Genomic DNA, 14237 nt, shown 5'->3' on the forward strand with positions numbered 1-14237 from the left:
GCAGAAAAACCTATACAAATAATTTGACTTGTACAGCATCGAACCTATGATGAGATTTAGTTGTACAGACTTTTTAGCTTGTACAGGAATCCTGCAGAGGTTTGGCCATGTCCAACTCCCCGTCCATCAAGCCGAAGATTGGCATCAGCGCCTGCCTGCTGGGCGAGAACGTGCGCTTCAACGGCGGCCATAAACAGTCACAGCTATGCAGTGAAGTGCTCACCGAATACTTCGACTTCATGCCGCTGTGCCCGGAAGTGGCGATCGGCCTGGGCATTCCACGCGAAACCATTCGCCTAGTGGGCGACGGCGCAAACCCTCAAGCCGTCGGCACCGTGCACCGCGAGTTGAACGTCACCGCCCCGTTGGACGCCTACGGTCAGAAAATGGCCGCCGAGCACACCGACCTGTGTGGCTACATCTTCATGCAGAAGTCGCCGTCCTGCGGCCTGGAACGCGTGAAGGTGTACCGTGAAAACGGCGCACCGGTGGACGGCGGCGGGCGCGGCATCTATGCCCAGGCGTTCTGCGCGCGGCACCCCAACCTGCCGGTGGAAGAGGACGGCCGACTGAATGACCCGGTGCTGCGGGAGAACTTCCTGACCCGGGTCTTCGTGTACGCCAGTTGGCAACAACTGTTGGCCGAGGGCCTGACCCGGCATCGCTTGCTGGCCTTCCACTCGCGCTACAAATACCTGCTGATGGCCCACAGCCCGGCGCATTACAAGCGCCTGGGCAATCGGCTGGGCAGCATGGTCAAGGGTGTCGACCTCGACGAACTGGCCGCGTGCTACTTCAGCGACCTGATGACCGGCCTGAAAAAATGCGCCACCCGGGGCACCCACACCAATGTGCTCAAACACATCAGCGGCTACCTCAAGCAAGCCATCAGCGCCGACGACAAACAGGAAATGCAGACCGTCATCGGCCAATACCACCAGGGCATCGTGCCGCTGGTGGTGCCGTTGACCTTGCTCAAACATCACTTTCGCCAACACCCGGACCGCTACATCGCGCAACAGGCCTACCTGCAGCCGCACCCGGAAAACCTCAGCCTGCGGAATGCGATCTAACTCACTATGACAGTTGCCCTGCAAGACGAACCCGACGTCGCCCAAGCCCTCGAAAACGGCTGGCTGCCGATTCGCGAAGTGGCGCGCCAGACCGGCGTCAACGCGGTGACCCTGCGCGCCTGGGAGCGCCGCTATGGCCTGATCGTGCCCCAGCGCACCGCCAAAGGGCATCGGCTGTTCAGCGCCGAGCATGTGCAACGCATCCACACCATCCTGACCTGGCTCAATCGCGGGGTACCGGTCAGCCAGGTCAAAGGCCTGATCGACTCCGCCCAGGCCCTGCCCGATGCCGTGGAAAACGAGTGGCATGCCCTGCGCCAGAACCTGGTGAGCGCCATCGGCGAATTGGCGGAACGCCGAGTCGATGACGCCTTCAACCAGGCCATGGCCCTGTACCCGCCGCGCACGCTCTGCGAACAACTGTTGTTGCCGTTGCTCCAGGCCCTGGAACAGCGCTGGCAAGGCCAGTTCGGCGCGCAGATGGAGCGGGTGTTTTTCCTGTCCTGGCTGCGCAGCAAGTTCGGGGCACGCATCTACCACAACAATCGCCAGTTGCAGGGCGCGCCGCTGCTGCTGATCAATCACTCCGACCTGCCCCTGGAGCCGCACCTGTGGCTCAGCGCCTGGCTGGCCAGCAGCGCCGACTGCCCGGTGGAGGTCTTCGACTGGCCGCTGCCCGCCGGCGAACTGGCCCTGGCGGTGGAACACCTAAAGCCCCGCGCCGTGCTGCTGTACTCAAGCAAGGCCCTCAATGTGGCAACCCTGACCAAACTGCTGAGCGGCGTCGATTGCCCCACCGTGATGACCGGACCGGCGGTATGCATCCACCAGGCCGAGTTGTCGGTATTAACCCATGACATCCCAGCATTGTTCGTCGCCGAAGACCCACTGTCGGCCCACCAGCTCCTGATCCAACGTGGACTCCTCTAAATGCACCTAATCTGGCTGCGCACCGACCTGCGCCTGCACGACAACACCGCCCTCGCCGCTGCCTGCGAGCGTGGCCCGGTGGCGGCCGTGTACCTCATCACGCCGCAACAATGGCTGGCCCACGATGATGCCCCGTGCAAAGTGGATTTCTGGCTGCGCAACCTGCAGACCCTGAGCCTGGCCCTGGCCGAGTTGAATATCCCCTTGCTGATCCGCCACGCCACCACCTGGGACCAGGCCCCCGCCGTGCTCGCCACGCTGTGCCGCGAGCTGTCGGTGGCCTCGGTGCACGTCAACGAGGAATACGGCATTCATGAAAGCCGTCGCGATGCGGCGGTGGCCCAGGCCCTGGAGGCCGACGGCGTGACCTTCCACCGCTACCTGGACCAACTGCTGTTCCAACCGGGCAGCGTGTTGACCAAGACCGGCACCTATTTCCAGGTATTCAGCCAGTTCCGCAAGGTCTGTTACAGCCGCCTGCACAGCGCCCTGCCGCGGTTGGTCGCAGCGCCCCACGCCCAGGCGCCCATCCCGCTCAAACGTGATCCGATCCCCGAACACGTCGACGGCTTCGCGCCACCCAGCGACACCCTGCGTGCCCTTTGGCCCGCCGGTGAAGACGAAGCCCGCCGCCGCCTCGACGCGTTTGCCGACCAACAGATCAGCCACTACAAAGATGAGCGCGACTTCCCGGCCAAACCCGGCACCAGCCAGCTCTCGGCCTACCTGGCCGCAGGCGTGGTGTCGCCGCGACAATGCCTGCACGCGGCGTTGCAAACCAACCAGGGCGAATTCGAAAGCGGCGACATCGGCACCATCACGTGGATCAACGAACTGCTGTGGCGTGAGTTTTACAAACACATCCTCGTCGGCTACCCACGGGTTTCGCGCCACCGCGCGTTCCGCCCCGAGACCGAAGCCGTGGCCTGGCGCGATGCGCCCCAGGACCTCGCCGCCTGGCAAGAAGCCCGCACCGGCCTGCCGATCATCGACGCGGCCATGCGTCAACTGCTGGAGACCGGCTGGATGCACAACCGCCTGCGCATGGTAGTGGCGATGTTCCTGACCAAGAACCTGTTGATCGACTGGCGCGAAGGCGAGCGCTTCTTCATGCGTCACCTGATCGACGGCGACCTGGCGGCCAATAACGGCGGCTGGCAGTGGAGTTCATCCACGGGCACCGATTCGGCGCCGTACTTCCGGATTTTCAGCCCCTTGAGCCAGTCGGAAAAATTCGACGGCGACGGCGTGTTCATCAAGCACTGGCTGCCGGAACTGGCGGCGCTGAATAAAAAAGAAGTGCACAACCCACAAGCGCTGGGCGGCCTGTTCGGCGTCGCGGATTATCCGCAGTCGATCGTCGTCCTGAAGACATCCCGCGAACGCGCCCTGGCCGCCTTCCGCAGCCTGCCATCCCGCGCAGCGGTGGGAGCTGGACATGAGTGACTTCCTGCCGCGCTTCGCCCAGGCCTTCGCCACGCTGGACAAGCACAACCTGCACCTGCTCGACAGCCTGTACAGCAAGGACATCGCGTTCACCGACCCGCTGCACGACATCCAGGGCCTGACCGCACTGCAGCGTTACTTCGCCGACCTGTACAGCAACGTCAGCCAGCTACGCTTCGACTTCCACGGTTTCGATCAGGTGGCCGAAGGCGAAGGTTACCTGCGCTGGAAAATGAGCTTCTGCCACCCGCGCCTGGCCAACGGCAAGGTGATCCGGGTGGAAGGCTGCTCGCACTTGATGTGGCGTGACAAGGTCTACCGCCATCGCGATTATTTCGATGCCGGCGCCATGCTCTACGAACACCTTCCCGTCTTGGGTCGAGTCGTTAGCTGGCTGAAAAGGAGAATGGGATGAACGCAGTGTCGCCTCGCCGTTATTGGCTGACCGGAGCCAGCAGTGGCATCGGTGCCGCGCTGGCCGTGGAGTTGCTCAACAGCGGCGCCCATGTCGCGCTGAGCTCGCGCACCAAGGCCCCGCTGCAAGCGCTCGCCCAGCGTTACCCCGGCCAGGTGCTGGTGGTGGCCGGCGACCTGACCAATAGCCAGACCGTGCGCGAAATCGGCGAGCACATCGGCGAAGTCTGGGGCGCGCTCGACACGGTGATCCTCAACGCCGGCACCTGCGAGTATGTGGACGCCAAGCAGTTCGACTCATCGATCATCGAGCATGTGGTGCGCACCAACCTGTTGGCCAGCAGCTATTGCATCGAAGCCGCACTGCCGTTGCTGCGCACAGGGAAAAGGCCGCATCTGGTCGGTGTCGCCAGCGCGGTGACTTACCTGCCGATGCCCCGTGCCGAAGCCTATGGCGCGTCCAAGGCCGGGCTGCGCTACCTGTTCGAATCCCTGCGCATCAGCCTGTCGCCCGAGAACATCGACGTCACGGTGATCAGTCCAGGCTTTGTCGATACACCGCTGACCGAGCGCAACGACTTCCCGATGCCCCTGAGCTGGTCAGCCAACAAAGCCGCGCGACACATCTTCGCCAAGCTGGACAAACGCCCGCTGGAAATCGCCTTTCCGGCGCTGTTCATCGCCACCTTGTGGCCGCTGTCGAAACTGCCCAGCCGGGCGCAACTGATCATCGGCAAACGCATGCTGCGCAGCCCGCCACCGCAGAAGGACGACCTGTGAAGATCGCCATTATCGGCAGCGGCATCGCCGGGCTGACCAGCGCTTACCTGCTCAGCCGTCGCCACGACGTCACCGTGTTCGAAGCCGGCGATCGCATCGGCGGGCATACCCACACGGTCAACGTCACCGTCGAGGGCCAGGCCTACGCGGTGGACACCGGTTTCATCGTGTTCAATGACTGGACCTACCCTAATTTCATACGCCTGCTGGGGCAGATCGGGGTGACGTTCAAACCCACCGAGATGAGCTTTTCGGTGTGCGACGAACATGCCGGGTTCGAGTACAACGGCAACACCCTCAACAGTCTGTTCGCCCAGCGCCGCAATCTTCTTTCGCCGGGTTTCTGGGGCATGTTGCGCGACATCCTGCGCTTCAATCGCCAGGCGCCGCAGGACTTGCATGAGCAACGCATCAGCGCAGACATGACCCTGGGCGATTACCTCGAAGCCGGCGGTTATGGCCCGCGCTTCATCCGGCATTACATCCTGCCGATGGGCGCGGCGATCTGGTCGATGTCCCTGGCCGACATGCTTAAGTTTCCGCTGCAATTCTTTGTGCGCTTCTTCAAGAACCACGGTTTGCTGTCGATCGACGACCGCCCGCAATGGTGTGTGATCGAGGGTGGCTCCAGCAGCTACATCGAACCGTTGACCCGCAGCTTTGGTGAGCGGATCCGCCTCAACTGCCCGGTGCACCTGGTCGACCGCAATGTCGAAGGCGTGGTTATCCACAGCGCCGCCGGCACCGAGGCGTTCGACAAAGTGGTGTTCGCCTGCCACAGCGATCAGGCATTGGCCTTGCTCGGCGCGCCCAGCGAAGCCGAACAGCAAATCCTCGGCGCCCTGCCCTACGCCGACAACGACGTGGTGCTGCACACCGACACCCGACTGTTGCCAGACCGCCGACTGGCGTGGGCCAGCTGGAACTACCGACTGACCGGCAACGCGCAGCCCCAGGCCGCCGTCACCTATGACATGAACATCCTGCAAGGCATCGACAGCGCCACCACCTTTTGCGTCAGCCTCAACCAGACGCCAATGATCAACCCGCTGAAAATTCTCGCCCGCTACACCTATGCCCACCCGCAATACAGCCTGGCAGCCGTGGCCGCCCAGGCGCGCTGGGAAGAGTTGAACGGCGTGCAGCACACCCATTATTGCGGCGCCTACTGGGCCAACGGTTTCCATGAAGACGGCGTGGTCAGCGCACTGCGCGTGGCCCAGGCCTTTGGGGAACGCCTGTGAACAGCGCCTTGTACAGCGGCTGGATCGCCCATCGCCGGTTTGCGCCCAAGGCCCACGCCTTTCGCTACCGCATCGGCCTGCTGTACCTGGACCTCAGCGAACAGGACGCCGTGCTCGGGCTCTCGCCCCTGGCCGGCGCAAGTCGCCTGGCGCCCTTCGGCTTTCGCCAGCAGGACTACCTGCGTGAATTCACCCGTCACGGCATGGGATTGAGCGATGCCGTGCGCCAGGAAGTCGGCAAGGCCCTGGGGCATACACCCCAAGGCGTTATCTGCCTGCTGACCCAGGCCCGCAGTTGGGGCCTGGCTTTTAATCCGGTGAGTTTCTTCTACTGCTTCGAGGCCGACGGGCAACTGGCCGCGATCCTGTGTGAAGTGACCAACACCCCATGGCGCGAGCGCTATCACTACGTACTGCCGGCCCTGCCCCTGGGCGCGGATGAGCACCAGCACTTCGCGGTGGCCAAAGCGTTTCATGTGTCGCCGTTTCTGCCGCGCGATCTGGAATACCGCATGAGCTTCAGCCCACCCGCCACCAGGCTTGGCGTGCACATGGCCGATTGGCAAGGCGAGACAAAGGTCTTCGACGCCACCTTGAGCCTGCAAAAAGAAACGCTGGACCGCGCCAGCCTGCACCGCTACCTGAGGCGCTTTCCGTGGATGACCGCCAAAACCTGCCTGGCCATCTATTGGCAGGCGCTTCGCCTGCTCCTCAAACGCACACCGATTTTTTCCCATCAGGTTGCCGAAGGTGCCTCGCGCACCGCAGTCGGGTATACCAAGGATCGCCGCCATGAAATCCCCTAACGTATCGGTCAAGGCCAATCGCCTGAACGTCAACGGCATGACCACCGCGCTGCTGCGCAAGGGCGTGCTGCGTCAACTCAGTCAACTGCGCCATGGCCAGTTGGTGGTGATCGAAGACGGCGAACGCCAGGTATTCGGCGCACGGGAAGCGCACCTGCTGGGGGAAATCCAGATCCTCGACCCGGCGGTGTGGGGCCTGGTGGCCGCCAACGGTTCCATCGGCGCCGGCGAAGCGTTTATCCACGGTTACTGGACCAGCCCGGACCTGACCGCCGTGGTGCGGGTGATGGTGAGCAACCTGGATGTGCTCGATGCCATGGAAGGTGGCCTGGCCAGGCTGGCGCGCCCCTTCACCCAGGGTTTGCACTGGCTCAACCGCAACACGCGCAAGGGCTCGCAGAAAAACATCGCCGCCCATTACGACCTCGGCAATGACCTGTTCGAAGAGTTTCTCGACCCGACCATGATGTATTCGGCCGCGCAATTTCTGACGCCCGACGACAGCCTGGAACAGGCGCAACTGAACAAACTGGAACGCATCTGCCAGAAGCTGGCCCTCAAGCCCAGCGATCACCTGCTGGAAATCGGCACCGGCTGGGGCAGCATGGCGCTGTATGCGGCGCAGCAGTATGGCTGCAAGGTCACCACCACGACCTTGTCCAAGGAGCAATTCGCCTACACCGAAAAACGCATCCAAGCCCTGGGGCTGCAAGGCCAGGTCACCCTGCTGCTGCAGGACTACCGCGACCTGAGCGGCCAGTACGACAAACTGGTGTCCATCGAAATGATCGAAGCGGTGGGCCATCGGTTCCTGCCGACCTACTTCAAACAGTGCGCGCAATTGCTCAAGCGCGACGGCCTGATGCTGCTGCAAGCCATCACCATCCGCGAGCAACGTTTTGAACAGGCGAAGAACAGCGTCGACTTCATCCAGCGCTACATCTTCCCCGGCGGCGCCCTGCCCAGCGTGCAGAACATGCTGCAGATCGTCAGCCGCGACACCGACATGAACCTGCTGCACATGGAGGATTTTGGCCTGCACTACGCGCGAACCTTGCGCCTGTGGCATGAGAACTTTCGCCGCGCCCACGGTCGCCTTACAGAATTGGGCTACGACGAGTATTTCCTGCGGTTGTGGGAGTTTTACCTGTGCTACTGCGAGGGTGGGTTCATGGAACGCAGCATTGGCACCGCGCAACTGCTGTTGGCCAAGCCATCGGCCATCAATCCACCGCTGCTCGGGCGTTTCAGTGCTTAAGACTCTCGTCAACGCGGTGCTCTTCCAGTGCGGTTGGTTTGCCTGCGTGATGGGCGGTAACGGTCCATGGCTGCTGGTCGGGCTGGCGGCGCTGGGCGTCCATCTGCTGTGGACGACGACAGCGTCCCAGGAGGTTCGGGCGCTCCTGGCCGTGACGCTGCTGGGGACGCTGATCGACACCTTGCTGCGTACCTTCGGCGTGTTTCACTTCAGCCAGCCCGGACCGCTGATTCCGTTTTGGCTGATCCTGCTGTGGGCGCTGCTGGCCACGACCTTGCGGCATTGCCTGGCCTGGAGTGCACGCCCGTGGTGGCGCGCCAGCCTGCTGGGGGCGATCGGCGGGCCGCTGTCGTATTACGCAGGCAGCCAATTGGCGGGGGTCAGTTTCGCCTATGGCACAACACCCACCCTGATCGGCCTGGCCCTGCTCTGGGCTCTGCTGTTTCCCCTGTTGCACGGAGTCGCCCGGCAACTGGCGCACTGACGTCCGTCAGAGCATTCAGACGCGCATCATCTGCTTGCCTTACACTGCGCGCCTATGACCAACATCCCCCATACCCAAATCGCCGAACCCGCCGTTACTTGCTCGACGTGCGCGGCCTGCTGCTGCCAACTGGAAGTCATGCTGATCACCGACACCGGCGTGCCGCAGCGCTATATCGATACCGACGATTGGGGTGGCGAAGTCATGCTGCGCCTGGACGACGGCTGGTGCGCGGCGCTGGATCGGGACACGATGATGTGCACGATTTATGAACGACGACCGCTGATTTGCCGCGAGTTCGAGATGGGCGCCCCGGAGTGCCTGGTCGAGCGCGAAGGGATTGCGACGGCCTACCGCTGATCTCAATGTGGGAGGGGGCCCCTCCCACAGGGTTTTGCAAGGTTCTGAACTTACAGCGGCAAGGTGTAGTGCAGCGAATAGCTTTCTACACCGTCGTTGTGGCTGCTGATCCCGGCGTTGGAGTAGTGCATGGCGCGGATGCCCACTTCATGCCCGCCGGCAAAACGCAAACCGAACCCCAGGCGGTCTTCGAACTGGAAGGCCTGGCCGATGTTGTTGTCCTCGACGTGCGTGCGGGAGAACAGCGCCACGCCAATCCCGGCTTCGATGTAGGGCTTGACCTTTTCCCCGGCGAACTCATACACAAACACCGGCGAAAACGACAGGCTGCTGACGCTGGCGCGCTTATCACCGTCCCAGAAGGTGTAGGCACCGTTCCAGTAGCCGGTCAGACGACCGACGTCACTCTGCCACCAGCTTTTGTCCCAATCCGACGTCAGGCCCAACCGATAGGTCATGGTCGAATCGCCGGTGCTCCCCATCCCAAATTCAAGGCCGGCGGCTTGCGCCGAAAAAGAGTGTCCGACCACAGTGGCCGCAATCGCAGCCAAACAGAACAAGCGCTTCATAAGAAACATCCTTTCCGAACGAAGTTGTATGGTTTGTTACAGGAAATCTCGCTTATAGAAGCCGACGCAGTATCAGAAGTTCAGCTTTTAACGCCGACTTTTCACGAATTTTTCACGCGCTGAAGCTTCGCACAACTCCAGGATGTTTCCATAGCGTCGGTAGGATATTTCTGAAGTGATACACGTCGCCGCTGGTCCAGAACGCCGCAGGGTCAGGCGTACCACTGGCCAGCAAGTCACGCTCGCCCAGCAGACGTTTCAGTTGGCGGGCCACGGCGGCGCCGGTGTCGATCAGGATAATGCTGGGGGGCAGCATCTGCGCCAGGAGCGGCTTGAGGAAGGGGTAATGGGTGCAACCGAGGATGATGGTGTCGCAGCCGGCGCTGAGCAACGGTTCGATATAGCTTTGCAACAACTGGCGCAGGGCCGGGCTGCCCAGGTCGCCGGTTTCAATCAGCTCCACCAGGCCTGGGCACGGCTGGGTGATCACCCGCACGTCGGTGGCGAAACGGTCGAGCAATGCGGCGAACTTGGCGCTTTGCAGGGTGCCGGTGGTGGCGAGTACACCGACCACGCCACTGCGGGTCGCGGCGGTGGCGGGTTTGACGGCGGGCTCCATCCCCACCAGCGGCCAGTCGGGGTAGCTCTTGCGCAAGTCAGCCACGGCGGCGACCGTCGCCGTGTTGCAGGCAATCACCAAGGCTTTGGCGCCCCGCTCGCGGAAAAACGCCGCAACCCGGTGTAAACGCTCGCAAATAAAGGCCGGCGTTTTCTCGCCGTAGGGGATGTACCCGCAATCGGCGACGTACAGCAGCGACTCATGGGGCAACAGTTGCTGGATTTCCTCGAGCACCGTCAACCCGCCGACACCGGAGTCGAACACACCGATGGGTGCGTCCTTAACCATGCTGCGACCCACAGACACTGCAACCGGGGTCGCGCTTGACGCGCAACTCACGGAAACGCGTGGTCAACCCATCGATCAGCAACAGCCGCCCGACCAAGGGTTGGCCGAAACCGGCCAGCAGTTTCAGGGCTTCCAGGGCTTGCAGGCTGCCGACCAGGCCCACCAGAGGGCCAATCACACCGGCTTCGCTGCAGGTGAGTTCGGTGTCGCTGCCGTGCCCATATAAACAGTGGTAGCACGGGCTTTCGGCGCGGCGCGGGTCGAACACCGACAACTGCCCCTCGAGGCGAATCGCCGCGCCGCTGACCAACGGCTTGCCGGCCGCAACGCAGGCGGCGTTGACCGCCTCGCGGGTGGAGAAGTTGTCGCTGCAATCGAGTACCAGATCCACCGCCGTCACCGCTGCGGCCAGGGAATCGGCGTCCAGCGCGGTGCGGTGGGCAATCAGCTTGATTTCAGGGTTGATGGCGGCCAGGCGGCGCAGGGCCGAATCGACCTTGGTCTGGCCGACGCTGTCGGTGTCATGAATGATCTGGCGTTGCAGGTTGGTGAGGTCGACGGTGTCGAAATCCGCCAGGTGCAACTCGCCAACACCGGCAGCAGCCAGATAGAGCGCAACCGGTGCGCCCAACCCGCCCAGGCCGACGATCAGCGCACGGCTGTTTTTCAGGCGCAACTGGCCGTCGATGTCGACATGCGGCAACAGAATCTGTCGGCTATAGCGCAACAGCTCCTGATCGGTCAGCACGGCCGGCGTCCCAGGGTGATGCGTTCGTGGCCGCCAAGGTCGATGCGGCTATGCACGCTTTCAAAGCCTTGGCTGAGCAACAGGTCGCGCACCGCCGCCGCCTGGTCGTAACCGTGCTCCAGCAGCAACCAGCCACCGGCGTTCAGGTGCGCCGGGGCTTCGCCGATGATCAGGCGCAAGTCGTCCAGGCCATCGGGACCCGCCACCAGGGCGCTGGCCGGCTCGAAACGCACATCGCCGGCCACCAGGTGCGGATCGTTATCGGCGATATACGGCGGGTTGCTGATGATCAGGTCATAGGTCTGACCTGACAGCGCGCTGAACCAATGGCTGTTCAGCACCGTGGCGTTGTTCAAGCCAAGGCGCTGGCGATTGCGCTCGGCCAGGGCCACGGCCTCCAGCACGCGGTCGACGGCGGTGACGTGCCAGGCCGGGCGCTCGCTGGCCAGGGCCAGGGTGATGGCGCCGCTGCCGGTGCCCAGGTCGAGGACCTTGGCCGGCGCGGCCGGCAACAATTCCAGCGACGCTTCCACCAGCATTTCGGTTTCCGGACGTGGGATCAGGGTGTGGGGCGCCACCTCCAGGTCCAGCTTCCAGAAACCCTGCTGGCCGAGGATGTAGGCCACCGGCTCACCGCCACGGCGGCGTTGCAGGTAATCGGAAAACGTCAGCGCGTGTTCGCTGCTGACGATTTTCTCCGGCCACGTGTGCAAGTAACTGCGCGACTTGCCCAAGGCCGCCGCCAGCAACAATTCGGCGTCCAGGCGCGCAGTCGGCGAATCGGGCAGGTCGGCGGCGCGCAGCAGGCTGGCGATAATGGTCATTTATTCACCTATCGCCGCCAATTGATCGGCCTGGTATTCGGCGAGCAGCGGCTCGATCACGGCGTCCACGCCACCGGCGAGAATCTCGTCGAGGGAATAGAGCGTGAGGTTGACCCGGTGGTCGGTGACCCGGCCCTGGGCAAAGTTGTAAGTGCGGATACGCTCGGAACGGTCGCCCGAGCCCACCAGCAATTTACGTTCGCTGGCAATCGCGTTGGCGGCGGCGCTGGTCTGCTGGTCATTGAGCTTGGCCGACAGCCAGGACATGGCCCGCGCCCGGTTCTTGTGCTGGGACCGTTCTTCCTGGCACTCCACCACGATGCCCGACGGCAAGTGAGTGATACGGATCGCCGAGTCGGTCTTGTTGACGTGCTGGCCGCCAGCGCCCGACGAGCGGTAGGTGTCGACCCGCAAGTCCGCCGGGTTGATCTCGATGGCTTCCTGTTCGTCCGGCTCGGGCAACACCGCCACGGTGCACGCCGAGGTGTGGATGCGGCCTTGGGATTCCGTCGCCGGCACCCGTTGCACGCGGTGCGCGCCGGATTCGAATTTCAGCTTGCCGTAGACGTTGTCACCTTCGACCCGCGCAATCACTTCTTTATAGCCGCCGTGTTCGCCTTCGTTCTCGGACAATATCTCGACCCGCCAACCACGCCGTTCGGCATAGCGCGAATACATGCGGAACAGATCGCCGGAGAAAATCGCCGCCTCGTCGCCGCCGGTACCGGCGCGGATTTCGAGAAAGACGTTGCGCCCGTCGTTCGGGTCTTTGGGCAACAGCATGCGTTGCAGGTCGCCTTCGAGTTCGGCGAGTTTTTCCTTGGCTTCACGGACTTCTTCCACGGCCATTTCACGCATGTCCGGGTCGCTGTCCTTGAGCAGCGCCTGGGCGCCTTCGAGGTCGGCCTGCACTTTCAGCAGGTTTTTATAGGTCGCCACCACGGGCTCAACTTCGGCGTATTCCTTGGAATAGGCGCGGAACTTGGTTTGATCGGAAATGACCTCGCCATCGCCGAGCAAGGCGGTCAGTTCTTCGAAACGGTCCTGGAGCACGTCCAGTTTATTGAGCAGTGACGCTTTCATTGCGATTTTTTATCCGAAGAGCTATCTGACGCGCCCTCACCGAGGGCAAAGAGTTCCTGGGCCATGGCCAGCGCATCGAGGCGGCCTTCGGCGGTCAATTTCTTGAGTTGTACGCTGGGCGCGTGAAGCAACTTGTTGGTCAGACCACGGGCCAGTTGCATCAACACGTCCTCGGCGTTAGCGCCGTTGGCGAGCGCGCGCTGGGCCTTGAGCAGTTCTTCGTCGCGCAGGCGTTCGCCCTGCTGACGATACGCCTTGAGCACATCGACCGCCGCCAGTTCCCGCAGGCGCACCATGAAATCATCGGCGCCGATGCTGACCATTTCCTCGGCGGCCTGGGCAGCGCCCTGACGACTCTTAAGGTTTTCAGCGACCACTTCGTGCAGATCGTCGACGCTATAGAGGTAAACGTCGTCCAACTCGCCGACTTCGGGCTCGATGTCCCGGGGAACGGCGATGTCGACCATAAAGATCGGCTTGTGCTTGCGCAGCTTCAGCGCACTTTCCACCGCGCCTTTGCCGAGGATCGGCAACTGGCTGGCCGTGGAACTGATGACGATATCGCTGCGCACCAGTTCAGCCGGAATGTCCGACAGCAGCACCGCGTGGGCGCCGAACTGTTCGGCAAGGAGGCTGGCGCGCTCCAGGGTGCGGTTGGCCACCACGATACGCTTCACACCCAGCTCATGCAGGTGACGGGCAACCAGCGTGATGGTTTCACCGGCGCCGATCAGCAAGGCCTGGCTGCGCTGCAGGTCACTGAAAATCTGCTTGGCCAGGCTGACGGCGGCAAACGCCACGGACACCGGGTTTTCACCGATGGCCGTGTCGGTACGCACCTGCTTGGCAGAATTGAACGTGGCCTGGAACAGCCGGCCCAGCAGCGGGCCAACGGTGCCGGCCTCGCGCGCCACGGCGTAGGCGGATTTCATCTGGCCGAGGATCTGCGGTTCGCCCAACACCAGCGAATCGAGGCCTGCGGCCACACGCATCATGTGACGAACTGCCGCATCCTCTTCGTGCACATAAGCGCTTGCGCGCAGTTCGTCGAGGCTCAAATGGTGGTAATCGGCCAGCCAGCGCAGGACGACATCCGCTGAGAGATGCTCCTGCTCTATATAAAGCTCGCTGCGATTGCAGGTCGAAAGGATCGCAGCTTCGCGGCTGTCGGTGAGTCGGCAGAGCTGCTGCAAGGCCTCAACCAACTGCTCTGGGGTAAACGCTACGCGCTCGCGCACGTCTACGGAGGCAGTCTTGTGGTTAATACCGAGTGCGAGGAAGGCCATTCAATATCGCTGATGATGTCGGGAA

General features: G+C 62.8%; 16 protein-coding genes. 10 read left to right on the forward strand and 6 right to left on the reverse strand.

What is annotated here, in order from left to right:
- Positions 1-107: 107 nt before the first annotated feature.
- The 10 genes from ACLH0J_RS30620 to ACLH0J_RS30665 are packed head-to-tail and all read left to right on the forward strand — an operon-like array spanning position 108 to position 8795.
- Positions 108-1073 carry a YbgA family protein gene (locus tag ACLH0J_RS30620; protein ID WP_411390272.1) on the forward strand — a complete coding sequence of 322 codons (966 nt, stop codon included), beginning with the start codon at positions 108-110 and terminating at the stop codon, positions 1071-1073.
- Positions 1074-1079: 6 nt separating this feature from the next.
- Entirely contained in the window at positions 1080-2003 is a 924-nt protein-coding gene (locus ACLH0J_RS30625) for a MerR family transcriptional regulator (protein ID WP_411390273.1), read from the forward strand.
- Complete coding sequence (gene phrB / locus ACLH0J_RS30630; protein ID WP_411390274.1) at positions 2004-3449, forward strand: deoxyribodipyrimidine photo-lyase; 1446 nt, start codon at positions 2004-2006, stop codon at positions 3447-3449. It begins immediately after the preceding gene.
- Positions 3442-3864 (forward strand): nuclear transport factor 2 family protein, encoded by a 423-nt coding sequence (locus ACLH0J_RS30635; RefSeq protein WP_411390275.1) that lies wholly within the window; start codon positions 3442-3444, stop codon positions 3862-3864. The genes phrB and ACLH0J_RS30635 overlap by 8 nt, the downstream gene beginning before the upstream one ends.
- Positions 3861-4643, forward strand: a complete 783-nt coding sequence (locus ACLH0J_RS30640; RefSeq protein WP_411390276.1) for an SDR family NAD(P)-dependent oxidoreductase — start codon at positions 3861-3863, stop codon at positions 4641-4643. The genes ACLH0J_RS30635 and ACLH0J_RS30640 overlap by 4 nt, the downstream gene beginning before the upstream one ends.
- Positions 4640-5887 carry an NAD(P)/FAD-dependent oxidoreductase gene (locus tag ACLH0J_RS30645; protein ID WP_411390277.1) on the forward strand — a complete coding sequence of 416 codons (1248 nt, stop codon included), beginning with the start codon at positions 4640-4642 and terminating at the stop codon, positions 5885-5887. Before ACLH0J_RS30640 ends, ACLH0J_RS30645 begins: the two co-directional genes overlap by 4 nt.
- Positions 5884-6693 (forward strand): DUF1365 domain-containing protein, encoded by an 810-nt coding sequence (locus ACLH0J_RS30650; protein ID WP_411390278.1) that lies wholly within the window; start codon positions 5884-5886, stop codon positions 6691-6693. Before ACLH0J_RS30645 ends, ACLH0J_RS30650 begins: the two co-directional genes overlap by 4 nt.
- Positions 6680-7951, forward strand: coding sequence for a class I SAM-dependent methyltransferase (locus tag ACLH0J_RS30655; protein WP_411390279.1), 1272 nt, complete (start codon positions 6680-6682; stop codon positions 7949-7951). The genes ACLH0J_RS30650 and ACLH0J_RS30655 overlap by 14 nt, the downstream gene beginning before the upstream one ends.
- The gene (locus ACLH0J_RS30660) at positions 7944-8435 is read left to right on the forward strand and encodes a DUF2878 domain-containing protein (RefSeq protein ID WP_411390280.1); all 492 of its coding nucleotides are present in this window, start codon (positions 7944-7946) and stop codon (positions 8433-8435) included. Before ACLH0J_RS30655 ends, ACLH0J_RS30660 begins: the two co-directional genes overlap by 8 nt.
- A 54-nt stretch (positions 8436-8489) precedes the next feature.
- Complete coding sequence (locus ACLH0J_RS30665) at positions 8490-8795, forward strand: YkgJ family cysteine cluster protein (protein WP_411390281.1); 306 nt, start codon at positions 8490-8492, stop codon at positions 8793-8795.
- A 50-nt stretch (positions 8796-8845) separates the two neighbouring features.
- On the opposite strand, the gene ACLH0J_RS30670 is transcribed toward ACLH0J_RS30665, so the two are convergent.
- From ACLH0J_RS30670 to hemA, 6 genes are all read right to left on the reverse strand, one after another.
- Entirely contained in the window at positions 8846-9364 is a 519-nt protein-coding gene (locus ACLH0J_RS30670) for an acyloxyacyl hydrolase (protein ID WP_411390282.1), read from the reverse strand.
- A gap of 112 nt (positions 9365-9476) precedes the next feature.
- Positions 9477-10271 carry a glutamate racemase gene (gene murI / locus ACLH0J_RS30675; protein WP_411390283.1) on the reverse strand — a complete coding sequence of 265 codons (795 nt, stop codon included), beginning with the start codon at positions 10269-10271 and terminating at the stop codon, positions 9477-9479.
- Complete coding sequence (locus ACLH0J_RS30680; RefSeq protein ID WP_411390284.1) at positions 10264-11019, reverse strand: molybdopterin-synthase adenylyltransferase MoeB; 756 nt, start codon at positions 11017-11019, stop codon at positions 10264-10266. The genes murI and ACLH0J_RS30680 overlap by 8 nt, the downstream gene beginning before the upstream one ends.
- Positions 11013-11843 (reverse strand): peptide chain release factor N(5)-glutamine methyltransferase, encoded by an 831-nt coding sequence (gene prmC, locus ACLH0J_RS30685; protein WP_411390285.1) that lies wholly within the window; start codon positions 11841-11843, stop codon positions 11013-11015. The genes ACLH0J_RS30680 and prmC overlap by 7 nt, the downstream gene beginning before the upstream one ends.
- Complete coding sequence (gene prfA / locus ACLH0J_RS30690; protein ID WP_010565625.1) at positions 11844-12926, reverse strand: peptide chain release factor 1; 1083 nt, start codon at positions 12924-12926, stop codon at positions 11844-11846. It lies immediately after the preceding gene.
- Positions 12923-14212, reverse strand: a complete 1290-nt coding sequence (gene hemA, locus ACLH0J_RS30695) for a glutamyl-tRNA reductase (protein ID WP_411390286.1) — start codon at positions 14210-14212, stop codon at positions 12923-12925. The genes prfA and hemA overlap by 4 nt, the downstream gene beginning before the upstream one ends.
- Between the last annotated feature and the right edge of the window lie 25 nt (positions 14213-14237).

Source organism: Pseudomonas sp. MPB23 (assembly GCF_046605395.1).
Classification (GTDB): domain Bacteria; phylum Pseudomonadota; class Gammaproteobacteria; order Pseudomonadales; family Pseudomonadaceae; genus Aquipseudomonas.